Origin of the sequence: Cupriavidus pampae (assembly GCF_914271485.1) — a bacterium.
In the GTDB taxonomy this organism is placed as follows: domain Bacteria; phylum Pseudomonadota; class Gammaproteobacteria; order Burkholderiales; family Burkholderiaceae; genus Cupriavidus; species Cupriavidus pampae.
The window spans coordinates 453,526-476,715 of record NZ_CAJZAG010000001.1 but is presented as its reverse complement, the minus strand read 5'-3'; the positions used below and the strand labels follow the sequence as shown (position 1 = coordinate 476,715).

Genomic DNA, 23,190 nt, shown 5'->3' with positions numbered 1-23,190 from the left:
CGTGGGGTTCAGCGCGATGTCCGGGGACGATCAGCGGCTGTAAACGTTCAGACCAGCAAAGAAGAATGCCACTTCGGCAGCGGCGGTCTCCGCACCGTCCGAACCGTGCACGGCGTTCGCGTCGATGCTGTCGGCAAAGTCGGCGCGGATGGTGCCCTTGTCGGCCTTCTTCGGGTCCGTGGCGCCCATCAGGTCACGGTTCTTGGCAATGGCGTTTTCGCCTTCCAGAGCCTGGATCATCACCGGGCCCGAAACCATGAAGTCCACGAGGTCCTTGAAGAAAGGACGCTCCTTGTGCACGCCGTAGAACTGCTCGGCTTCGCTACGCGACAGCTGAACCAGCTTGGCGGCAACGATCTTGAGGCCGGCGGCCTCGAAACGGGCGTAGATCTGGCCGATAACGTTCTTGGCCACGGCATCCGGCTTGATAATCGACAGGGTGCGTTCGATCGCCATGAAAAACTCCGAAAAATGAAGGGGTTACTAAAGGAATAAACGTGCAATTCTAGCACGAGACCATGACGGATTCGAGCGGGGGCAACCGGGGTTGCACTGTGATCGCTTGTAATCTTTGCGCGTCCGCTCGATGTGTTATATAAATCACATATCGGGAACACTTTACCTTGCGCGGCGTCAAATGTGTTCGAATCTGCAAGACAAGCTTCGCCAGGTATGGTTGTTAAGACAAAACCGCGCGATACTCGCGTCCGAAGCGAAGCTGGGCGCAACCCGCGCTCCACCATTACATTGCCGTAATAGATGGCGGGCGCCCCTTGCAATTCAACTGACGCGGTGCGACATTCGGATTGTGCCGCGCCGGGGCCACCCGGCCACACCACTTTTAGACAGGAGTCACCATGAACGAAAGGCTCGATACCTACAGCTTCGGCAACAGCGCCTCGGGCGCCAATGCCGCGGTCGCGCGCAACCGGGTCCTGCGCAATACATACTGGCTGCTCGCCTTGTCGATGATCCCGACAGTGCTCGGCGCCTGGCTGGGCGTCGCCATGGGCGGCTTCACGCTGATCGCGGGTAGCCCGGGCATCTCGGCTATTCTGTTCATCGCGGTCATGTTCGGCTTCATGTTCGCCATCGAGAAGACCAAGAACAGCGGTATGGGCGTCGTGCTGCTACTGGCCTTCACGTTCGTGATGGGCCTGTGGCTGTCCAACCTGATCGGTGTGACGCTGCGTTTCTCGAACGGTCCCGCGTTGATCATGTACGCGTTCGGCGGCACCGCCGCGGTGTTCGCGACCATGGCTACCATCGCCACCACGAGCAAGCGTGATTTCTCGGGCATGACCAAGTTCCTGATGGTCGGCGTGATCATGCTGATCCTCGCCTCCGTCGCGAACATCTTCCTGCATCTGCCGGCGCTGATGATCACCGTGTCGCTGATCGCCATCGCAATCTTCTCGGCGTTCATCCTGATCGACGTGCAGCGCGTGGTGAATGGCGGCGAAACGAACTACGTAACGGCCACGCTCGCGATCTACCTTGACGTGTACAACGTGTTCGTGAATCTGCTGGCACTGCTCGGCATCTTCGGCGGCAACCGCGACTGACCTGCCTCCGGGCAATAAAAAACCGGCCTTCGGGCCGGTTTTTTTATGCCTGTTCGCTGAATGACGATCGCTTGTACGCGATCGCTTATACACGATCGCTTATACACGATCGAATACCGCGATCGATTCCACGTGCGAGGTGTGCGGGAACATGTTCACCACGCCCGCGCCGCTGAGCTTGTAGCCCGCCTCGTGCACAAGCAGGCCCGCGTCGCGCGCGAGCGTGGCCGGGTTGCACGACACGTACACGATGCGCTGCGGCAGCACGTCACTGCCCTGCTGGTGCAACTCCGCCAGCGCCTTGCTTACGGCCAGCGCGCCCTCGCGCGGCGGATCGACCAGCCAGCGGTCGAAACGGCCCAGCGCGGCGATATCCTCGCCCGTTACCTCGAACAGATTGCGGCATGCGAACGACGTCTTGTGCGCGAGTCCGTTGTACTCGGCGTTGGCCAGCGCGCGTGTGGTCAGCACCTCGCTGCCCTCGATGCCCATGACCGATGTGCCCTGCGTCGCGAGCGGCAGCGTGAAGTTGCCGATGCCGCAGAACAGGTCGAGCAGACGCTCCGTCGGCTGCGCATCGAGCAGGCGCAGCGCGCGGCCGATCAGCACGCGGTTGATCTGATGATTGACCTGCGTGAAATCGGTCGGCTTGAACGGCATGCGGATACCGAATTCGGGCAACGTGTACGCCAGTTCGCGATCCGCCGGATGGAACACGTGCACGGTGTCCGGGCCCTTCGGTTGCAGCCAGAATTGCACGCCATGCCGATCCGCGAATGCGCGCAGCAGGTCCTTGTCCTCGTCGGTCAGCGGCTCGAGGATACGCAGCACGAGCGCGGTGATGTCATGACCGACCGCGATCTCGATCTGCGGCATGCGATCGCGAATGGACAGGCCCGTCACGAGTTCGCGCAGCGGCACCAACAATGCTGACACATGCGGCGGCAATACTTCGCACGACGTCATGTCCGCCACATAGCTGCTCTTGCGCTCATGGAAACCGACCAGCGCCGTGCCCTTCTTGGCCACGTAGCGCACGGTCAGCCGCGCGCGATAGCGATAGCCCCAATCCGGGCCCGCGATCGGGCGGAACACGACGTCGGGGCGCACCTTCGACAGATGCCACAGGTTGTCCTCGAGAATGCGCTGCTTGATCGCGATCTGCGCGCGCGAGTCGAGGTGTTGCATCGAACAGCCGCCACAGAGGCCGAAATACTGGCAACCAGGCGTTATGCGATCCACCGAAGATTTCTTGATCTCGACCAGCGCCGCCTGCTCGTAGCTCGGCTTGCGCTTGAAGCTGCGATAGCTCACTGTTTCACCGGGCAGCGCGCCCTCGACAAAGATCACCTTGCCCTGGGTGCCGTCTTCGTTGACGAGACGACCGACGCCACGCGCTTCCATGTCGAGACTGTCGATGACGACGACGGACTCGGCCCGGGCAGCCTTGGGGGCAACGTTGGGGGCAGCGAGCACGGCGGCTGGGGATGCGGCGGACGCGACACCTGACGGCGCGGCCTCGCCCTGATCATGCGGGACGGACACGGATTGAGACACCTGCGGGACCTGGCGTATTGTTTTGCGAATGCGCGATTGTAGTCCAGTCGACTGGAGAGACACGATGGAATTGCTGAACTGGAACGTTCAATGGGGCCGCGGCGCGGACGGCCGGGTCGATCTGGCCCGCACGGTGGCCACGCTGCGCGACATGGCCGACGCCGACGTAATCTGCCTGCAGGAGATCACGCGCGGGTTCACTGACATGGCCGGTGGCCCACAGCGCGATCAGGTGGCCGAGCTCACGGCCCTGCTGCCCGGCTACCAGATCCTGTTCGCGCCGGGCGTGGACCGCCGCGGCAACGATGGCGGGCCGCGCCAGTTCGGCAACGTCATCGCAACGCGACTGCCGATCCGTGAAGTGTTTCGCCATGCGTTGCCATGGCCGGCCGACCCGAGCGTCCCGTCGATGCCGCGCGTGGCACTGGAGGCGACACTCGAGGTTGGCGCGCGGCGCGTGCGCGTGATCAGCACCCACCTGGAGTACTACTCGCAGACGCAGCGCTCGGCGCAGGCCGAGGCCTTGCGCCTGTGGCATGCCGAAGCATGTGCGCACGCGCGGCATCCGGGACGCAGCGATCAGAAGCCGGGGCCATTTGCCCCCGAGCCGCGCCCCACCGAGGCGATTCTCTGCGGCGACTTCAACAGCAAGACCGATGACGTCGCGTACCAGCACATGCTCGCGCCCTTTAATGACCAACCCGGCGATCGCACCCCTGCGTGGCACGACGCCTGGGTGCATACACATCCCGGCACGCCACATGCGCCGACCTGCGCGCTATACGATCGCGAGCAATGGACGGAGCCGCCGTTTGCATGCGACTTCGTGTTCGTGACGGGGAACCTGCTGGATCGCGTGAAATACTGCGAGGTCAACGGCAACACGGCGAATTCGGACCATCAGCCGATTCACCTGAGCCTCGATATGTAACTCAGAACGACTCCGACTCGTCGTCCTCGGCTTCCCCGCTGAGCGGACGTACCTGGAAAGCGCGCAGATATTCCATCCACTGCTCGCCCGGCAGCTCGGCCAGCGATTCCTGCACGAAGGCGACTTCGCGATCGAATTCGCGTGCGGACAGGCCGCCGCGCATCAGCTGAAAGCGGCAGTACACGAGGTAGGTGTTGACGACGTCGGTCTCGCAGTACGCGCGAATCGCGTCGAGCTGGCCGGCCTGATAGGCCTCCCACACCTTGCTGCCATCCATGCCCATCTTGCCCGGGAATCCGCACAACTTGGCGAGGTCGTCCAGCGGCGCGCTCGCGCGCGGCTGGTACATCGCCAGCAGATCCATCAGGTCCAGATGCCGCATGTGATAGCGGCTGATGTAGTTGTTCCACTTGAAGTCGCGGCTGTCATCCTCGCGGCCCTCGCCCATCTCCCAGTAGCGCGGCGCGGACACGCCGTTGACCAGGCCACGATAGTGCAGCACGGGCAGATCGAAGCCACCGCCGTTCCACGACACGAGCTGCGGGCTATAGCGCGAGATCAGTTCGTAGAACTTCTGGATCAGCGTGGCCTCGGTGTCCTCGACGGTGCCGAGCGTGCCGACATGGAACGATGCCGACCCGTCACGCTGCGTGCGGCGCAGCACGCAGGAAATCGCGGCCACGCGCTGCAGATGATGCGGCAGGAAGTCCGAGCCGGTCTTTTCCCGGCGGGCGGCAAAGGCATGCTCGGCGACTTCGGCGTCGCTCATCGAGGCGGGATGGTCATGCAAACGGCGCAGGCCGGCGACATCGGGAATGGTCTCGATGTCGAATACCAGCACAGGGGTCATAAAACAGCGTCCTTGCGTACACCTTGCGAGGCGAAATGCCGCTTGAGCTTGACCAGCGCTTCCTGCTGGATCTGGCGCACGCGTTCGCGGGTCAGACCCATTTCCTCGGCCAGCTCCTCGAGCGTGGCCGGCTCGATGTGATTGAGGCCGAAGCGGCGCTCCACCACATAGCGATGCTTCTCCGACAGGCGTGCCAGCCAGAGTTTCATCAGGTTTTCCAGCTCGCGGTGAGCGACTTCCTGATCCGGCGCGGCGTTATGCTCGTCGGACAGGAAATCCAGCAGGCTCGAGCCCGGATCGAGATCGAACGGCGTATCTAGCGAGGTGGTGTGTTCATTGAGTGCCAGCACGTCCTGCACCTCGTCCGGCGTCTTGCCGAGCAGGTGGGCGATGTCCTCGAGGCTGGCGTCGCGGCCATCGGTGCCACCCTTTTCAAGGTGGCGCTTGGCGCGCAGGACTTGATTCAGTTCGCGAATCACATGCACCGGCAGGCGTACCGTGCGTGCCTGGTTCATGATTGCGCGTTCGATGCTCTGACGGATCCACCATGTGGCGTACGTCGAAAAACGGAAGCCACGCGAAGGATCGAATTTCTCGATCGCATGCATCAGGCCGAGGTTGCCTTCCTCGATCAGATCGAGCAGCGGCACGCCACGATTGAGATAACCCTTGGCAATGCTGACCACGAGGCGCAGATTGCGCTCGATCATGACCTGACGCGCGGAGAAATCACCTTCTTTCGCGCGCGTCGAGAAATGGAGTTCCTCGGGTGCGGACAGCAGCGGCTTGATGCTGATGCGATTGAGATAGTGCTGAACCGTATCGGCGGCGAGTTCGGTATGCAGGACCGTGCGGAAGTCGTCCGGCTCGGCGGCGGGTTCGGCCGCGCCCTCTTCTTCCTCGTCGTCCTCGTCCTCATCGTCGTCGGCATCATCGGCGACGGGCTCTTCACGCGAGCTCGCTTCGCGCAAACCCGCGCGTGAACCTGCGTTGATGGGCTCGTCGGTCGCGGGCACCATATCGGCGGCGGGATCACCGTCGAGCATCTCGGTGTCGAGCGCGGCCACTACCTCAGCATCGGCAGAGTCGTCAGTCTGCGCCACCACGCCAGCCTTTCCTTCCGGCTGCTTGGGACGACGGGTCCTGCTGACAACTCCGGATGAAACAGTTTTCTGGCGTGGCATGAAACCTCACTGTGGCGGCAGATACCGCATTGGATCGACCGGTTTTCCGTTCTTTCGAACCTCGAAGTGCAGCTTGACCCTGTCAGTATCACTGTTACCCATTTCGGCAATCTTCTGGCCCTTGCGAACCGTTGATTGCTCTGCCACCAGCACCTTGTCGTTATGCCCGTATGCGGTGAGATACGTTTCATTGTGTTTGATGATGACAAGATTCCCGTAGCCGCGCAAGGGGCCTACGTGAATCACCCTACCTTCCTCCGCGGCCAATACGGGATCACCCTTCTTGCCGGCAATATCGATGCCCTTATTGCCTTTTTCATCAAACTTTCCAATCAGTTGACCGCTCGCTGGCCATGCCATGCGCATCGACGCATCGGCCACCGCCGACGAGGCCGCCGCAGGTGCCGAGGCAGCAGGTGCAGGCGTGGTGGCTACCGGGGCCGCGGCTGCGGATGCGGCCGACATCGGCGTGCCGACCGGACGCGTGGCATCGATCGGCTGGGCCTGCACGTTGCCCGAATTCACCGGCACTGTGGCCACACCTGCCGTCGCATTCGGATCCGCGCTTGGCGGCATCACGCGCAACAGTTGACCCACCTCGATCTGATTGACGTTACCGAGGTTGTTCCACGCGGCGACATCGCGATAGGACTGGCCGTTTTCCAGCGCGATGCGATACAGGGTATCGCCGCGCTTCACGCGATAGTAACCGGGCGGCGCCGGTTCGAGCGGTGCAGCGCTCGCGGTTCCGGCCGTGGATGTGCGGTCGACCACAGGCGCGGGGGCTGGCATGGGCGAGTTGGCACAGGCGCCGAGCAGCGCAGCCAGTGCGGTGACGACGAGAACCTGTCCTGCGCGAGTGAAATGTTCCGAATTCACGTTGTTGTGCATAGTTCGACTCAGATGGTGCCCGATTTTAAGGGCACAAAGAAAACAGCTTCAAGCGCGGTTCGATGAAAGCGATGCCGGTTGAGACGCTCGATCAGTAGCAGTTGCTGCTGTGCGCCGCCCTGGCCGCCCGCACCCGCGGGCACCGCCACCGGCGCGATCAGCTTGCCGCCAATCGCGAGCTGCTCCAGCAAGGCTTCGGGCACCTCCATGCCCGCGGCCGCGAGAATGATCGACGAGAACGGCGCCGCCTGCGGCAGACCCAGCATGCCGTCACCGTAGTGAAGCCGCACGTTAGGCAAGCGGAGTGGCCGCAGGTTCGCCTTGGCCTGCTCATGCAGCGGACGAATTCGTTCGATCGAGAAAACTTCATCGGCGGCGAGACTCAGCACGGCCGCCTGATAGCCACAACCGGTACCAATCTCGAGCACGCGCGCGAGCGGCTGGTCGGGGGCGAGCCCCTCGCGCAGCAGTTCGATCATGCGTGCCACCACCGATGGCTTGGATATGGTCTGCTGATAGCCGATGGGCAACGCGGCATCTTCATACGCCTGCGAGGCCAGGCCCGGCTCCATGAACAAATGACGCGGCACGGTACCGATCGCGCGCAGCACGCGTTCGTCGCGAATGCCCGATGCGCGCAGGCGCGCGGTCAGCGCACCGCGCGCGCGATCGGAGGCCATGCCGCCCCCGCCCGCGGTTGCTGCCGAGGCGCGCGCCTCCACGGCACTGCCCGGCTTGGTGGGCGATGCCAACGGTTGCGGCGTGGTGGACGACAGCGCGGGCTTGCGGCCGCGCTGCACGGCAGAATTCAGCGGCTTGAGCGCGTTTGGCGGCGTCTGCGCAGCCGGTACGATCGGCACCGCGGACTTGCGTGCCGATTCGATCGCGGGCATGCCGGCGGTACGCTCGGGCGCGGGCTTACGCTCGACCACGGCATCGAGCGGCAGCGGAAAGCGGGATCGTCGCGGCGTCGTCATGCGCGCGGGTCACGCTTGGTCATGCGCGCCAGGCAAGCGCGGGCCACCATGTCATCGACCGATGGCGCACCAGTGCGAACGGGCCGGCGCGTCAATTGCGCTCCAGCCATTGACCGAGTTGCGCGAGCTGGGCGCGATGCGTGAGGTCGAGCTGCAGCGGCGTGAGCGAGACGAAGCCTTCCGCGGTCGCGTGGAAGTCGGTGCCTTCGCTGGCATCGAGCGCATCGCCGGCCGGGCCGATCCAGTAATTGGTCTCGCCGCGCGGATTGACCTGCGTGATCACGGGCTGCGACGGATGCCGCTTGCCGAGACGCGTCGCGCGCAGTCCGCGCAGATGCTCGTACGGCAGGCTCGGGATATTCACGTTAAGCAGGAACGGGGCTGCAGGTTCCAATGCGGGCGGCGCGGCGATGACGCGTTCGACGACCTCGCGCGCGATGCGCGCGGCAGCGTCGAGGTGCTCCCAGCCCTTGTCCACCTGCGAGAACGCAATCGACGGAATACCGAACAGATAACCTTCGATCGCCGCGGCGACGGTGCCGGAGTACAGCACGTCCTCGCCCATGTTCTGGCCCTGATTGATGCCCGAGACCACCAGGTCTGCCCGATCTTCAAGCAGACCCGTAAGCGCGACGTGCACGCAGTCGGTCGGCGTGCCATTGAGAACGCGAAAACCCTTCTGTACGCCCTCGCGCGCCTCGAAGACCGATAGCGGCCGCTGCAGCGTCAGAGAATTCGAAGCGCCGCTGTGATTCTGTTCCGGCGCGATGACCGTGACGCGCGCGAGCGGCGTCAAGGCGGCGTGCAGCGCCGCCAGGCCGGGCGCGAGGTAACCGTCGTCGTTGGCGAGAAGGATATGCATGGCCGCGATTGTACCCGAGCAAAGCGGCCCCAAAGGTGGCAATACGCCGCAAAAATGCGGCATAACAGCAAACAGAACGGTCGTGCTATTTTGCCCGATTTTTGCGTTACACTGGCCCGCATCCGCGTACCGGCAATTCGCTCACACCCACTCTGGAGACAATATGAAAGCCGTACTGTGCAAGGCCTGGGGCCCACCCGATTCGCTCGTCCTCGAAACGCTGCCGGACCTCGTGCCCGGCGATGGCGAGGTGATCATCGACGTGAAGGCGGCCGGCGTGAACTTCCCCGACGTGCTGATCATCCAGAACAAGTACCAGGCCAAGCCCGCGCTGCCGTTCTCGCCGGGCTCCGAGCTCGCGGGTGTGGTCAATGCCGTGGGCGCGGGCGTGACGCACGTCAAGCCGGGCGATGCCGTGATCGCCTACCTCGGCAACGGCGCGTTCGCGTCGCAGGCGCGCGCCCCCGCCAAGGCCGTGGTGCCGATGCCGCCCGGTATCGACTTCGAGACCGCCGCCGCATTTACGCTGACCTATGGCACCTCGCATCATGCGGTGGTCGATCGTGGCGAGCTCAAGGCGGGCGAGACCATGCTGGTGCTCGGTGCGGCCGGTGGCGTGGGACTGGCGGCCATCGAGATCGGCAAGGCACTCGGCGCGCGCGTCATTGCCGCGGCCTCCACCGATGACAAGCTGGCGGTATGCAAAGAACATGGTGCCGATGCGGTGATCAACTACGCAACGGAGGATCTGCGCGAGCGCGTCAAGGCGCTGACCGACGGCAAGGGCCCCGATGTTATCTACGATCCGGTGGGTGGCATCTATGCGGAGCCCGCGTTCCGCTCGATCGGCTGGCGCGGCCGCTATCTCGTGGTGGGCTTTGCCAACGGCGAAATCCCGAAAATGCCGCTGAACCTCGCGCTGCTCAAGGGGGCTTCGCTGGTGGGCGTGTTCTGGGGCGACTTCGCGCGCCGCGAGCCGCAGCACAATCAGGCCAACATGGCGCAGATGCTCGGCTGGATGAAGGAAGGCAAGATCCGCCCGCATATCTCGGCGCGCTATCCGCTCGAGCAGGCGCCACAGGCGCTCAAGGACATGGAAGCACGCAAGGTGACGGGCAAGATCGTCATCGTGCCGTAACAATGTCGCGTCCCTCTCCTGCGGGAGAGGGACTCCCCTCCGACTACAGCTTCTCGGTTTCTCCGCTTTGCGGCTGCCACTTCATGAGCCGCTTCTCGAAACGTCCCACGACCCAGTCGAGCAAGAGCGCGCATGCGGTCAGCACGACGATGCCGGCGAACACGGTATTGATGTCGAACGTGCCTTCCGCCTGCAGGATCAGATAGCCAACCCCGCTGGCGGACCCCAGGTACTCGCCCACCACCGCGCCCACGAACGCCAGGCCCACCGACGTATGCAGCGACGAGAATACCCAGCTGGTCGCGCTCGGCAGATACACGTGGCGCAGCAGCTGCTGACGGTTGGCGCCTAACATGCGCGCATTGGCCAGCACCACCGGGCTCACTTCCTTGACGCCCTGGTACACATTGAAGAACACGATAAAGAAGACCAGCGTAACAGCCAGCGCCACCTTGGACCAGATGCCGAGGCCGAACCAGACCGCGAAGATCGGGGCCAGGATCACGCGCGGCATCGAGTTCATGGCCTTGACGTAGGGGTCGAGCACGGCCGCGGTCATCGGGCTCAGCGCGAGCCACAGGCCCACACCAAGGCCTGCCGCGGTGCCGATACCAAACGCGAGCACGGTCTCGATCAGCGTCACGCCGAGGTGCTTGTAGATATCGCCTTCGGTGATGAACCAGCTCCAGATGCGCTGGGCCACCATCAACGGTTCGCCGAAGAAGAACGCGACCTGCTGCGAGCGCGTGGCCAGATGCCATGCGCCGAGGATCACCACGAGGACCAGTAGCTGCCATACACGCAGCATGCCGGGAGAATTGGGTCGGAGAGCCATGTCGATATTGTTTTCTGTGCGGCGGGATCAGGCGACCTTGCGCTGTTGCGCATAGCCCTTGAGCACTTCCTCGCGCAGCACGTCCCAGATGGCCGCGTGCAGTTCCACGAAGCGCGGCTGGTTGCGGACCTCGGCCACGTCGCGCGGGCGCGGCAGGTCGATATTGAATTCGCCGATCGGACGCGTGCCCGGCCCCGCCGACAGCACCACCACGCGATCGCTCATCGCAATCGCTTCGTCGAGGTCGTGCGTGATGAACAGCACGGCCTTGCGCTTGGCCGCCCACAGGTCGAGCACCTCGTTCTCCATGAGCTGGCGGGTCTGCACGTCGAGCGCCGAGAACGGTTCGTCCATCAGGATGATGTCGGGGTCGAGGATCAGTGTCTGCGCGAGACTCACGCGCTTGCGCATGCCACCCGACAGCTGGTGCGGATAGCGGTCGCCAAACCCGCCCAGGCCAACGCGGCGCAACCACTCCTCGCCCTCCGCCACCGCCTGCGCGCCCGGCATGCCACGGAATTCGAGGCCCGCGATGACGTTGTCGAGCGCATTGCGCCACGGCATCAGCGCCTCGGCCTGAAACATGTAGCCCGCGCGCGTGTTGATGCCTTCCAGCGGCGCGCCGAATACGCGCACGGTGCCAGTGGATGGCGCAAGCAGCCCCGCGCTGACGTTGAGCAGCGTCGACTTGCCGCAGCCGGTGGGACCGACCACCGAGACGAACTCGCCGGGCTCGATGGTCAGCGTGGTATCGCGTACCGCGGTGTAGCGCTGCGTGCGGTCGTCGCGCGAGACGAACGTGCAGGTCACGTTCTCGAGGGATAAGGCTGGCGTGGTCATGGGACTCGCAGAAATGCAAAGGCCCGCTCCAGCAGCGGGCGGGCCGGGCCGTGGAAGGTTCCGTCTTACTTGTACTTGGCGTTGGCCTTCTGCACGAACGCGTTGGTGTATGTGTTCTCGAGCTTGATCGGCTTGCCCTTGAGTTCCGGGTCGAACTGCTGCAGCGTGTTGAGCGCCGTGCGCGGACCGTCGGCGGGCATGGTGCCGTCAGGCGAGATCGCCTCCCGCACCTTCTCCCACGCTGAAAGATAGAGCGCGCGGTCACCCAGCAGGTAGCTCTCCGGCACGGTCTTGACGATATCGGACGGTCCCGCCTTCTGCAGCCACTTGAGCGCGCGCACCATGGCGTTGGTCATCGCCTGCACGGTGTTCGGATTCTGCTGGATAAAGGCCGTGGACGCATACAGGCAGCCCGACGGCATATTGCCGCCGAATACCGCTTCGGTATCCTTGAGCGTGCGCGTGTCCGAGGCGATCTTCACCTCGTTCTTCTGCGTCAGCATCGAGATGACCGGATCGAGGTTGGCCATCGCGTCGATCTGCCCCGAGCGCATCGCGGCCACCGCGCCGGCGCTCGCGCCCACGCCGATAAACGACACGTCCGACGGCTTGAGTCCGGATTTGGCCAGCACGAAGTTGGCCATCATGTTGGTCGAGGAACCCGGCGCGGTCACGCCGATCTTCTTGCCCTTGAGGTCGGCGATCGACTTGTAGTTCGGCATGGTCTTGTTGGAGACCACCAGCACGATCTGCGGCGCGCGCCCCTGCAGCACGAATTCCTGATACTGCTGGCCCTTGGCCTGCAGGTTGATGGTGTGCTCGTACGCGCCCGACACCACGTCCGCGCTACCGCCCACCACGGCCTGCAGCGCCTTGGCGCCACCGGCGAAGTCGACGATCTCGACGTCGAGCCCTTCATCTTTGAAGTAGCCAAGACGCTCGGCGATCGTCAGCGGCAGATAGTAGAAGAGATTCTTGCCGCCGACTGCCACGGTGACCTTGGGTTTCTCGGGCTTGCCTTGCGCGAGCGCATAGCCGAACGTGAACCAGCCGGCGAGGAACAACGCCAGCGCGATCAGCAGTTGCTTCCAGAATCTCTTGTTGTACATGTTCTTGTCTCCTACCTGTCTTCATGGACGGCCGCCAGAATGCAAAGGGGCGCCCCTCGCATGCTACGCGAGTGGCGCCCTCTCCGCATCGGGATCAATACTTAAGTTATTCCGCGTGAATATCGGCGGACTTGATGACCTTGCCCCAGCGCGTGAGCTCGGCCTTCTGGTACTGGTCGAGCTGCTGCGGGTTCATGTACTTGGCCTCGGCACCGAGTTCCTCGGCCTTCTTGCGGAACGCCTCGGTCTTCATGATCTTGTCGATCTCGCCGGTCAGCTTGTCGATCACGGGCTTGGGCGTGCCGGCCGGTGCGTACATGGCGAACCACGACGACACGTCGAGGTCGGGGTAACCGGCTTCCGGCGCCGACGGCACGTCCTTGAGGCTCGGCAGACGCTCCTTGCTCGTGACCACGAGCGGACGCAGCTTGCCGGCCGCGATATGGCCCATCAGCGGCGGCGGCGTGGTGATCGTCAGATCGACCGAACCACCCAGCAGATCGGTCATCGCCGGGCCCGTGCCCTTGTACGGCACGTGCGTGATCTGGATGCCGGCCATCTGGTTCAGCAGCTCCGTGGACACGTGCTGCAACGAACCGTTACCCGACGACGCGTAGTTGAGCTTGTTCGGGTTGGCCTTGGCATAGGCCACCAGTTCCTTGAGCGACTTGACCGGCAGCGACGGCCGCACCACCAGCACCTGCGGGGCCGACAGCACGTTGGCCACGGGCATGAAGTCCTTGACCGGGTCCCACGAGGTTTTGGTCAGCAGCGGCGTGATCACGTGGAAGCCCGAGTACTGCAGCAGCAGCGTGTAGCCATCGGCCTTCGAACGTTGCACCACGGAAGCCGCGATGCCACCGTTGCCGCCCGGACGGTTGTCCACCACCACGGGCTGGCCGAGCGCCTTCGACAGCGGCTCGGAGATCATGCGCGCGGCGATGTCGGTGGTACCGCCCGCGGCGGCCGACACGACCAGCGTGATCGGACGGTTGGGATAGTTGCCGTCCTGCGCGTGCGCGGCGCCTGCCGCCAGCAGCGCCGCTACGGGCGCCACGAATGAGAATTTGCGTTGCATGTCTTGTCTCCGAAAGTCTTTGATGTCTTTGTTCAAGCTTGTGAGGAAAATCTACTGACCCTGAAAATGTTCGGCCATCCAGGCCGGTGGCTGGTGCGTGCGCAGGCGCGGTCCCGCGCGCAGCAGTTGGCTCGAGATCTCGCGCTCGACCAGCGTCGGCAGATTCGCCACGATGTCGAGCAGCGCGCCGAGGTTCACCCCGGTGTCCACGCCCATCGAGGCAAACATATGCACGAGTTCCTCGGTGCTGACGTTACCGCTGGCACCGGGCGCGTAGGGGCAGCCGCCAAGGCCGCCGGCCGCCGCGTCGAAGCGCGTCACGCCGGTCTGCCAGGCCGCCATCGCGTTGGCCAGCCCCATGCCACGCGTGTTGTGCAGATGGATGGTCAGGCCCGTCCTCAACAGACGCCGCTGAAAGTCCTCGCACAGCGCGGCCACCTGATTCGGATAGGCCATGCCGGTGGTATCGCACAGCGTGATGCCGGCCGCGCCAGCATCGGCAAAGGTCTGAGCGAAGGCCATCACGTCGTCACTGCTGACCTCGCCCTCGAACGGGCAGCCGAACACCGTCGACAGCGACACGTTGACCGGCACGCCGGCACGATCGGCTTCGGCGATCATCGCCAGCAACTGCGCGCGCGATTGTTCACGCGTCATGCGCAGGTTGGCGCGGTTGTGCGTCTCGCTCGTCGACATCACGAGATTGACCTCATCGGGGTTGCACGACAGCGCACGCTCGAGTCCGCGCAGGTTCGGCACCAGCACCGTGTAGCGCACGCCGGGCACGCGTTCGATCTGATGCATCACCGCTTCCGCATCGGCCAGCGCGGGAATCGCCTTGGCCGAGGTGAACGAGGTGGCCTCGATGCGCGCGAAGCCGCAATGCGACAGCGCATTCACGAACGCGACCTTGCCTTCGGTCGGCACCACCACGGGCTCGATCTGCAGGCCGTCACGCGGCGCCACATCGTTGATTTCCACGCGGGCCGGACCCGCGAGCTTGTAGGCGTTGGCACTCATGCGATGACTCCCCGGGCACGCAGGTCGGCAATGGCCGCGGCATCGAGGCCTGCTTGCGCGAGCACCGAATCGGTATGCTCGCCGAGCGTCGGTGCGCGGTCATGGATGGCGCCGGGATTGCCCGACAGGATCGGCATCACGCCGGGCACTTCCACGGTCAGGCCCTTGGCGGACGTGACCGACTCGATCACGCCGCGCGCGCGGTAGTGAGGATCTTCAGCGATGTCCTTGACCGTATAGATGCGACCGGACGGGACCTGCGCCTCGCGCAGGATCTCCAATACCGAAGCGACCGTCTGCGTGCGCGTCCATGCGGCGATGGCCGCATCGATTTCCTCGACGCGCTTCACGCGACCGTCGTTCTGTGCGAGCGCGGGATCCTCGCCAAGGTCGGGACGTCCCATCGCCTGCATCAGCCGGCGGAAAATCGCATCGCCATTGGCCGCGATCAGCACGTAGTCGCCACAGCCGCACGGATACGCATTCGAAGGCGCGATGCCGGGCAGCGCGCCGCCGGCCGGTTGCCGCACCGCGCCAAACGCGGAGTACTCGGGCAACAGGCTTTCGCTGAGGTTGAACAGCGATTCGTAGAGCGCCACGTCGATGACCTGCCCCACCCCGCCGCGCGCATCGCGCTCATACAGGGCCAGCAACACACCGAGTGCGCCATGCAGCCCGGCAATGGTGTCGCCGAGCGACAGCCCGGCGCGCACGGGGGCGCGGCCCGGTTCGCCCGTCAGGTGGCGCAAGCCACCCATGGCTTCGGCCACGGCCGCAAAACCCGGTTCATCCTTGCGCGGACCGGTCTGGCCGTAGCCCGACACGCGCACCATGATCAGCTTGGGATTGTCGGCATGCAGCACGTCCCAGCCGAGGCCCCATTTCTCCATGGTGCCGGGCCGGAAGTTCTCGATCAGGATGTCCGCTTCGGCGGCGAGCTTGCGCACAAGGGCCTGGCCTTCGGCCTGGCGCAGGTCGATACAGATCGACTGCTTGTTGCGCGATTGCGCTTCCCACCACACCGAGGTGTCTTCGTGAATCATGCGCCATTTGCGCAGCGGGTCGCCCTGCCCGGGCGGCTCCACCTTGACGATCTGTGCGCCAAAGTCGGCGAGTGTCTTGGCCGCGAACGGGCCGGCAATCAGCTGTCCCAGTTCGAGGACCCGAATGCCTTCGAGAATCTGTCGCGCCATGTCTTGGTCTCCGGTAATTCGGGACCGAGTGTGCACCCGCGAGGGGCGGCGACGGAATCGGCAATCGGGAAAGCGGGCTTTCTCGGAACGCGAAGGTTAGGGAAAACGCGGAGACGGAGGGGGAAACGCACCGTTTGGCGCGTTTTGAACGGCGCTTAGGACGGTACTTAGAACGGTGCGCGGTCGCCGCACAGATGCGTGATCAGCAGCCGCGCCGAGACCGTCAGCGCGGCCGGGTCGCGCATGCCGATCAACAGCGAACGGCGCGCCCACGGGTCCTGCAGCGAGACCAGCGACAGGCCCATCGACTTCACGTGCGGCTCGGCCGCGATGCGCGGCAGCACGCCCACACCCAGGCCGGCCATGACCATGCGGCACATCGCGTCGAAGCTGCGCACCTGAATGCGCAGCCGGAACGGCCGCTCCAGCCGGCTACTTTCCTCGAGCAGCCGCGCTGCCAGCGAGGTCACCTGCGGCAGGCTCACGAAGTCGTAGTCGAGCGTATCGGCATACCTCACCGGTCCGCGTTGCGCGAGCGGATGCCCGTGCGGCGTGATGATGACCAGTTCGTCCTGGCGATACTCCACCGTAACCAGCCCCGCGCAAGGCGTGCGGTCCGCGAAGATGCCCACGTCGGCGCGATTCTCGATAAGCGCGGCGACGATATCGCTGCTGTTCTGCTCCTCGAGTTCGATACGAATGGTCGGATGCTGGCGCATGAACTCGGCCAGATCGTCGGGCAGAAACTGCGTGATGGCCGAGGTATTGGCGCATACGCGCACCTGCCCGCGCACGCCCGACGCATAGTCGGACATCACGCCAGCCATGCGCTCCACATCCTGCAGGATAGTCAGCGCATGGTGGTAGCACGCCTGCCCCGCTTCGGTCAGCTGCACGCCGGCCGCATGCCGGAAGAACAGCGGCGCGCCCACCGCGGTCTCGAGATCCGAGATGCGCTTGCTTGCTGCCGCCACGGCCAGATGCGACTGTCGTGCGCCAGCGGAGATGCTGCCATGACGCACGACGGCGACGAACAGGCCAAGCGTGACGAGGTCGAAGCGGGCGAGATTCATGGGAGCGGAAGTTGGCGGGGCGGCGGCCGTGACGTGGGGGAGCGTTACGTAGCGAGAGCGATGGCGGCTACAGATGGCGGCTAAAGGCTGCGGCGATCCATCACCGCGCGGGCGATGGTGCCCGCATCGACGTATTCGAGCTCGCCACCCACCGGCACGCCGCGCGCGAGGCGCGACACCTTGAGCCCGCGCGACTTCAGCATTTCGCCGATATAGTGCGCGGTGGCTTCGCCTTCGGTCGTGAAGTTGGTCGCAACGATGACCTCCGACACCGGGCCGCCCAGCTCGGGCTCGGTTGCCCGCGCGAGCAGGCGGTCCAGATGGATCTCGCGCGGCCCCACGCCGTCGAGCGGCGAAAGCCGCCCCATCAGCACGAAATACTGGCCGCGGAAGGTCAGCGTCTGCTCGATCATGATCTGATCGGCAGGCGTCTCCACGACGCACAGCAACGATGCGTCACGGTCTTCATCGCGGCAGGTCTCGCAGATCTCCTGCTCGGTGAACGTGTTGCAGCGGGCGCAGTGGCGAATGCCATCGGCGGCGCCGCGCAGCGCGTCGCCGAGTTTGCGCGCGCCGTCACGGTCGTGCTGGAGCAGGTGGTAAGCCATACGCTGGGCCGATTTCGGTCCAACGCCTGGCAAAACCTTGAGCGCCTCGATCAGCGCCTGCAGCGAGGTCGGGGGCGCAGCCCTCATGCTCAGAACGGGAGCTTGAAGCCAGGCGGCAGGCCCGGCATGCCCGAAGTCATCGAGCCCATCTTTTCCTGCGTGGTGGCTTCTGCCTTGCGCACGGCATCGTTGAACGCCGCGGCCACCAGGTCCTCGAGCAGGTCCTTGTCGTCGGCCAGCAGGCTCGGATCGATCGTGACGCGCTTGACGTCGTTCTTGCAGGTCATGAGCACCTTCACGAGACCGGCGCCGGATTGGCCCTCGACCTCGATCAGCGCGAGCTGATCCTGCATCTTCTTCATGTTTTCCTGCATCTGCTGGGCTTGTTTCATCAGCCCCGCCAGTTGACCTTTCATCATGGAATGCTCCTTGTTCGTGTGAGTGGTGATGGGCAGCCGTACCGATGTTGTCGCGGCCGCCCTGTTGTCTGGTGTCAGGCGGCGCGTGGCTGGATCGAGCCAGGCACGATCTGTCCGCCGAATTCGCGCAGCAGCCCCTGCACAAAGGGGTCGCTGTCGATTCTGGCCTCGGCCTCGCGCTGACGTTCGGCACGGGCCTGTGCATCGGCGGCGGCGGCGGTGGCGCTGACCGCGCCGATCTCGCACTGCACGCGCACGGCCGCGCCAAAATGTTCGCTCAGTACCTGTTGCAGGCGGTCGGACACGCCGTTCTCGGCGATCGCGGCCACCGGCACGCGCAGGTACACCACGCGGCCGACCACGCGCGCGAGCTCGCTCTGATAGGCGAGCTGTTGCGCCAGGCCCCGCAACGGCAGGCTTGCGGCCAGTGCGGGCCACTCGCTGGTGAACACCGGCGGCGTGCCCTCGGCATCGGCCTCGAACGTGGCGGGCCTGGCGGGTGCGGCAGGCACTGCCGGCGCGGCTGGCTGCGGCGTCACGTTGCCCGCGGGCGCCTTGGCTGACGATCCGGACGACGACTGCCCACGCTCGCGCGAGGCCCGTTGTCCGTTGCCCTGCGGGGGCGCGTCCTGCGTGTCGTACATCATGCCGGGATCGAACCCGGGATCGCTGTCGTACGGGCCGATCAACGGCAGGTCCGGCGGCATCTCTTCCCACGGTGGCACATCGCTGCCACCGGCAGCTTCCCACGGCGGTACGTCGTTAGTCTGCGCGGCGCGCTGCGGCGCATTGACCGGACGCTCATTGGCGCGACCGCCGGTCCGTTCATTCACGCCAGCGGGACGCTCCTGCGGCTCGGCAGCCGGGGCGGCCTCTGTCGGCACCGGCACGGCAGCCGCAGCCGGACGATTGGCCGCCGGTGGGCGCAGCGGTTGCGCGGCCGGACGGGCCGGCGGCGCGGTGGGCTTCGACGTCGGTGTCGCCATCGGCGCTACCGGACGCCCGCCACGGCCGGCCGTGGCCTGACGCGCGGCCATCAGCGCGGCGCGAGCCGGCGACATGGCGGCATCGGGTACCGCAGCCGCAACCGCTTCGGGAGCTTCAGGGGTTTCGCGCAATGCGGGCGCCGCAGTCCTGACAGGTGCCTCGGCGGCTTTGGGTGCAGCGGTAGCGCCAGGCTCCGTGGCCACGACACTTTCTGCCGGCGTCGTATCCGATGCGGCGATAGTCGCCGGCGCGGCTTCCGCCGCCACGCGCATGGCGGGCGGCGCTGCCGGTGCCACCGTGCTGGCTGGCCGCGGGCGCGCGGTCTGGCCGCCACCGCTCTGCCCCGACACCGGCACCGGCGTGGCCGACGGACGGAACGCGAGCATGCGCAACAGCGTCATCGTAAAGCCGGCGTACTCATCGGGCGCGAGCGCGAGCTCGTTGCGGCCGATATTGGCGATCTGGTAAAACAACTGCACTTCCTGCGCGTCGAACAGCGCCGCGAGCCGGCGCACGTCGCCGGCCTCCGGCCATTCTTCCTGCACCGAAGCCGGCACGGCCTGCGCCAGCGCCACCTTGTGCAGCAGCGAGCCAAGATCCTGCAGCGCGCCCGCGAACGACAGGCTGCGGTCCGCCATCGAGTCCGCAATGCCGATCATCGTGGCACCGTCTTCGGCCGCCAGCGCGTCGAGCAACTGTACGAGGTAGCTCTGGTCGATCGCGCCGAGCATGCCGCGCACCGCGTCCTCGGACACCTGGCCCGCGCTATACGCAATGGCCTGATCGGTCAGCGACAGCGCATCGCGCATCGACCCGTGGGCCGCCTGCGCGAGCAGGCGCAGCGCATTGCCATCGTGGGCAATGCCTTCCTGCCCAAGAATATTGTCGAGGTGCGAGACGATATGTCCCGGCGGCATCTGCTTGAGGTTGAACTGCAGGCAGCGCGACAGCACCGTGACCGGAATTTTTTGCGGATCGGTGGTGGCGAGAATGAACTTGACGTGACCGGGCGGCTCTTCCAGCGTCTTCAGCATCGCGTTGAAGGCGTGGTTGGTGAGCATGTGCACTTCGTCGATCATGTAGACCTTGAAGCGGCCGACCGTCGGCGCGTACACCGCCTTGTCCAGCAACTGCGCCATTTCATCGACGCCACGGTTGGACGCCGCGTCCATCTCGATGTAGTCGACGAACCGCCCACTGTCGATTTCCTGGCAGGCCTTGCACTGGCCGCACGGCTGGGCGGTGATGTCGCCGTGGCCGTCAATACCGGTGCAGTTGAGCGCCTTGGCCAGAATCCGCGACAACGTGGTCTTGCCGACCCCGCGCGTGCCGGTGAACAGATAGGCGTGGTGCAGCCGTTGCTGTTCCAGCGCGTGCGTGAGCGCGCGGACCACGTGCTCCTGTCCGACCAGCGTGGTGAAATCCCTGGGGCGCCATTTGCGCGCTAGAACTTGGTAACTCATGGCGGCGATTGTAGCAAAATGGCAGGGCCCCGATCCCGGCTATATGAGACCCGCTAGCCGCACTCCCCCACATAACCACAGTTCGCGCATTTGGCGCAGCCGTCGATCCGATGCAACGCGTGCGCGCCGCACTCCGGGCAAGGCTTGCCGGAACCCACGCCCGGCGCGCCAGCAGGCAGCGCCGGGCCACTCGCCAGGCCGATGGCACCGCCGGCCGAACCGCCCGCGCCGTCGCCCGCCCCGCCCGTCAGCCCACCCTCGCGTTGCGCCAACCGCGCCGCCAGCCGCGCGACCGGCAGGGCGCCGCCTCCCTGATCGAGGAACCCGCGCTTGATCAGAATGTTCTGCAGTGCATAGCCGATAGCCGCCACTTCCGAGTCGTGGAAGCGCGGCACCTCGGTGCCGTCGGGCCGGGTCAAGGTGCCATAGCGTACGGTGCCCTTGTCCCACACCACATTGCGCATATCGGCCACCGCCTTGCCAACCGGCCCGCCCGAACGCGCGACCATCGACAACAGCCGCATGGTCGAGGTGATCCACTGCTGCCCCTCGGTGCGTTGCCCCGCCGGCATAAAAAACTCGATCGGCCGCTCGATCGTCACGACTTCACCGCCGACCACGCCCGATACGCGCAGGAAATTGACCGTAAGGTAAACGGTCTTGTGCCCCTCGTAGGTCATGTACTCGACCTTCGACGTCACGCCCTCGAGATCGCCGAGCGGCCGGCTGTTGAACTGGCGCAGCAGCGGATCGTCATCGGCTGCAGTAGTAACGCCGGTGCCAGCCGTGCCAGCGACGACCGGCGCAGGCGTCGGTGGCACGGACAACACCGCGCCAAGCACACTGTTCGGCCGATAGGTCGCCAACCCCTTGAGCCCCGCGCGCCACGCTTCCAGATACAAATTCCGGAACGCCTCGTACGGATAGTCCTCGGGCACGTTCACGGTCTTGCTGATGCTGGTATCGATATACGGCTGCACGGCCTCGAGCATGCGCATATGGTCGAGCGCGGACATCTGCAACGCCGTCACGAAGCTTTCCGGCAACTGCGCCATATCGTGACCCAGATGGCGATACAGGCGCCACGCATGGTCGGCCACCTCAAACACTTCGTACGTATCGTCGGCCTGGCGCTTGCGGCGGTTGTAGGTCCACGAGAACGCGGGCTCGATACCGTTCGACGCATTGTCGGCAAACGCCAGCGTGATGGTGCCCGTGGGCGCGATCGACAACAGATGCGAATTGCGCAGGCCATAACTCTCGATCGCCTCGCGCACATGCGCGGGCAAGCGCTTCACGAAGCCGCCCGCCAGATACGCCTCGGCGCGGAACAGCGGAAACGCGCCCTTCTCGGCCGCCAGCTCCGCCGAGGCCAGATAGGCCTGATCGCGCAGGGTCTCCGAGATGCGCGCGGCCACCTCGCGCGCGGGCTCGCTGTCATAGCGCAGGCCCAGCATCACCAGCGCGCTGCCGAGCCCGAGAAAACCAAGCCCGACGCGGCGTTTGGCGCGCGCCTCCGCCTCCTGCTCGGGCAACGGCCAGTACGTGATATCGAGCACGTTGTCGAGCATGCGCGTGGACACGCGTACCACCTCGGCAAACGCCGCGAAATCGAACCCGCTGCGCGGCGTGAACGGTTCGCGCACGAACTGCGTAAGGTCGATCGAGCCCAGGCAGCAGCAGCCGTACGACGGCAACGGCTGCTCCGCGCACGGATTGGTCGCTTCGATCGTTTCGCAGTAATACAGGTTGTTGTCGGCGTTGATATGCGACAGAAACAGGATGCCGGGCTCCGCGTGATCGTAGGTCGCGTGCATGACCTGATCCCACAGTTGCCGCGCGGGCACGCGCCGATAAACCCACTGGCCGTCGTCACGACGGTAGGCGCCCGCCTCGATCGTCTCCTTCGCCGGCTCGGCCTCGTGCACAAGCTCCACGTCTTCTCCGGCTTCCACCGCCTGCATAAACGCATCGGTGACGCCGATCGACAGATTGAAGTTGGTCAGCTCGCCGCGATCCTTCGCGTGGATAAAGGCCTCGATATCGGGGTGGTCGCAGCGCAGCACACCCATCTGCGCACCACGACGCGCGCCCGCGGATTCCACGGTCGCGCACGAGGCGTCGAACACCCTCATAAACGAGACCGGCCCCGACGCGCGCGAATGCGTGGCGCGCACAAACGCGCCCGCGGGCCGGATCGCCGAGAAGTCGTAGCCGACGCCGCCGCCGCGCCGCATGGTCTCCGCCGCCTGCGCCACTGCCGTGTAGATGCTCGGCTTGCCGCCTTCCGATTCGGAAACGGCATCGCCCACGGGCTGCACGAAGCAGTTGATCAGCGTGGCCTGGATGCCGGTGCCCGCGGCCGAGTTGATACGGCCCGCGGGCACGAACCCGCTCTCGAGCGCCCAGCGAAAACGCGCGGCCCACATCTCGCGCTGCGCCGGTGCTTCGGCCTCGGCCAGCGCGCGCGCCACACGGTCGCGCACATCGGCGATGGTGGCCTCTTCACCCTTCGCATACTTTTCCAGCAACACCTCGGTGGAGATGTCCTGCGGGGCCAGCCCGCCATGGAGAATCTGTTCGTTGGCGTTCATGTATCGATCCTGTTCC

Annotated in this window: 21 protein-coding genes; 3 read left to right on the top strand and 18 right to left on the bottom strand. The window is 65.3% G+C overall.

Features of this window, described 5'->3' with window-relative positions:
- Window positions 1–30: 30 nt before the first annotated feature.
- Window positions 31–456 carry a nucleoside-diphosphate kinase gene (gene ndk, locus LDO41_RS02090; protein WP_223981237.1) on the bottom strand — a complete coding sequence of 142 codons (426 nt, stop codon included), beginning with the start codon at window positions 454–456 and terminating at the stop codon, window positions 31–33.
- 401 nt (window positions 457–857) lie between these two features.
- Between ndk and LDO41_RS02085 the strand changes: the two genes are divergently transcribed.
- A complete protein-coding gene (locus LDO41_RS02085; RefSeq protein ID WP_223981235.1) occupies window positions 858–1,565 on the top strand; it encodes a Bax inhibitor-1/YccA family protein in 708 nt (235 codons plus the stop codon).
- A gap of 99 nt (window positions 1,566–1,664) precedes the next feature.
- Here the strand turns inward: LDO41_RS02085 and rlmD are convergent, their stop codons facing one another.
- On the bottom strand, window positions 1,665–3,041 hold the full coding sequence (gene rlmD, locus LDO41_RS02080; RefSeq protein ID WP_290370859.1) for a 23S rRNA (uracil(1939)-C(5))-methyltransferase RlmD: 1,377 nt from the start codon (window positions 3,039–3,041) through the stop codon (window positions 1,665–1,667).
- Between the two features lie 145 nt (window positions 3,042–3,186).
- Between rlmD and LDO41_RS02075 the strand changes: the two genes are divergently transcribed.
- Complete coding sequence (locus LDO41_RS02075; protein ID WP_223981228.1) at window positions 3,187–4,053, top strand: endonuclease/exonuclease/phosphatase family protein; 867 nt, start codon at window positions 3,187–3,189, stop codon at window positions 4,051–4,053.
- A gap of 1 nt (window position 4,054) precedes the next feature.
- Here the strand turns inward: LDO41_RS02075 and LDO41_RS02070 are convergent, their stop codons facing one another.
- The 5 genes from LDO41_RS02070 to surE form a co-directional block, all read right to left on the bottom strand.
- Window positions 4,055–4,903 carry a 3'-5' exonuclease gene (locus LDO41_RS02070; protein WP_223981225.1) on the bottom strand — a complete coding sequence of 283 codons (849 nt, stop codon included), beginning with the start codon at window positions 4,901–4,903 and terminating at the stop codon, window positions 4,055–4,057.
- Complete coding sequence (rpoS, locus tag LDO41_RS02065) at window positions 4,900–6,087, bottom strand: RNA polymerase sigma factor RpoS (RefSeq protein WP_223981222.1); 1,188 nt, start codon at window positions 6,085–6,087, stop codon at window positions 4,900–4,902. The genes LDO41_RS02070 and rpoS overlap by 4 nt, the downstream gene beginning before the upstream one ends.
- Window positions 6,088–6,093: 6 nt before the next feature.
- Window positions 6,094–6,978 carry a peptidoglycan DD-metalloendopeptidase family protein gene (locus LDO41_RS02060; protein ID WP_223981218.1) on the bottom strand — a complete coding sequence of 295 codons (885 nt, stop codon included), beginning with the start codon at window positions 6,976–6,978 and terminating at the stop codon, window positions 6,094–6,096.
- Window positions 6,979–6,986: 8 nt separating this feature from the next.
- Window positions 6,987–7,955, bottom strand: a complete 969-nt coding sequence (locus LDO41_RS02055) for a protein-L-isoaspartate(D-aspartate) O-methyltransferase (protein WP_223981216.1) — start codon at window positions 7,953–7,955, stop codon at window positions 6,987–6,989.
- 91 nt (window positions 7,956–8,046) lie between these two features.
- Entirely contained in the window at window positions 8,047–8,817 is a 771-nt protein-coding gene (gene surE, locus LDO41_RS02050) for a 5'/3'-nucleotidase SurE (protein WP_223981214.1), read from the bottom strand.
- Window positions 8,818–8,980: 163 nt separating this feature from the next.
- Here surE and LDO41_RS02045 point away from each other — a divergent pair, with 163 nt between their 5' ends.
- Window positions 8,981–9,955, top strand: a complete 975-nt coding sequence (locus LDO41_RS02045) for an NADPH:quinone oxidoreductase family protein (RefSeq protein ID WP_223981212.1) — start codon at window positions 8,981–8,983, stop codon at window positions 9,953–9,955.
- A gap of 43 nt (window positions 9,956–9,998) precedes the next feature.
- Here LDO41_RS02045 and LDO41_RS02040 read toward each other — a convergent pair whose 3' ends face one another.
- The 11 genes from LDO41_RS02040 to LDO41_RS01990 all read right to left on the bottom strand — a co-directional run bounded on the left by LDO41_RS02040 (window position 9,999) and on the right by LDO41_RS01990 (window position 23,174).
- Window positions 9,999–10,790, bottom strand: coding sequence for an ABC transporter permease (locus LDO41_RS02040; protein ID WP_223981210.1), 792 nt, complete (start codon window positions 10,788–10,790; stop codon window positions 9,999–10,001).
- A gap of 27 nt (window positions 10,791–10,817) precedes the next feature.
- The gene (locus tag LDO41_RS02035) at window positions 10,818–11,630 is read right to left on the bottom strand and encodes an ABC transporter ATP-binding protein (protein WP_223981208.1); all 813 of its coding nucleotides are present in this window, start codon (window positions 11,628–11,630) and stop codon (window positions 10,818–10,820) included.
- A gap of 65 nt (window positions 11,631–11,695) precedes the next feature.
- Window positions 11,696–12,739 carry an ABC transporter substrate-binding protein gene (locus LDO41_RS02030; RefSeq protein ID WP_223981206.1) on the bottom strand — a complete coding sequence of 348 codons (1,044 nt, stop codon included), beginning with the start codon at window positions 12,737–12,739 and terminating at the stop codon, window positions 11,696–11,698.
- Between the two features lie 106 nt (window positions 12,740–12,845).
- Window positions 12,846–13,817: a Bug family tripartite tricarboxylate transporter substrate binding protein gene (locus LDO41_RS02025; RefSeq protein ID WP_223981204.1), complete on the bottom strand. Its 972-nt coding sequence runs from the start codon at window positions 13,815–13,817 to the stop codon at window positions 12,846–12,848.
- 51 nt (window positions 13,818–13,868) lie between these two features.
- The gene (locus LDO41_RS02020) at window positions 13,869–14,837 is read right to left on the bottom strand and encodes a hydroxymethylglutaryl-CoA lyase (RefSeq protein WP_223981200.1); all 969 of its coding nucleotides are present in this window, start codon (window positions 14,835–14,837) and stop codon (window positions 13,869–13,871) included.
- Entirely contained in the window at window positions 14,834–16,030 is a 1,197-nt protein-coding gene (locus LDO41_RS02015; protein WP_223981197.1) for a CaiB/BaiF CoA transferase family protein, read from the bottom strand. The genes LDO41_RS02020 and LDO41_RS02015 overlap by 4 nt, the downstream gene beginning before the upstream one ends.
- 167 nt (window positions 16,031–16,197) lie before the next feature.
- Window positions 16,198–17,103: a LysR family transcriptional regulator gene (locus tag LDO41_RS02010; RefSeq protein WP_223981194.1), complete on the bottom strand. Its 906-nt coding sequence runs from the start codon at window positions 17,101–17,103 to the stop codon at window positions 16,198–16,200.
- Window positions 17,104–17,183: 80 nt separating this feature from the next.
- Complete coding sequence (gene recR / locus LDO41_RS02005; RefSeq protein WP_223981191.1) at window positions 17,184–17,798, bottom strand: recombination mediator RecR; 615 nt, start codon at window positions 17,796–17,798, stop codon at window positions 17,184–17,186.
- A 2-nt stretch (window positions 17,799–17,800) separates the two neighbouring features.
- Window positions 17,801–18,130, bottom strand: a complete 330-nt coding sequence (locus LDO41_RS02000) for a YbaB/EbfC family nucleoid-associated protein (RefSeq protein ID WP_223981188.1) — start codon at window positions 18,128–18,130, stop codon at window positions 17,801–17,803.
- Between the two features lie 74 nt (window positions 18,131–18,204).
- On the bottom strand, window positions 18,205–20,580 hold the full coding sequence (locus tag LDO41_RS01995; protein ID WP_223981186.1) for a DNA polymerase III subunit gamma/tau: 2,376 nt from the start codon (window positions 20,578–20,580) through the stop codon (window positions 18,205–18,207).
- A gap of 53 nt (window positions 20,581–20,633) precedes the next feature.
- Window positions 20,634–23,174 carry an adenosylcobalamin-dependent ribonucleoside-diphosphate reductase gene (locus tag LDO41_RS01990; RefSeq protein ID WP_223981184.1) on the bottom strand — a complete coding sequence of 847 codons (2,541 nt, stop codon included), beginning with the start codon at window positions 23,172–23,174 and terminating at the stop codon, window positions 20,634–20,636.
- Window positions 23,175–23,190: the final 16 nt, after the last annotated feature.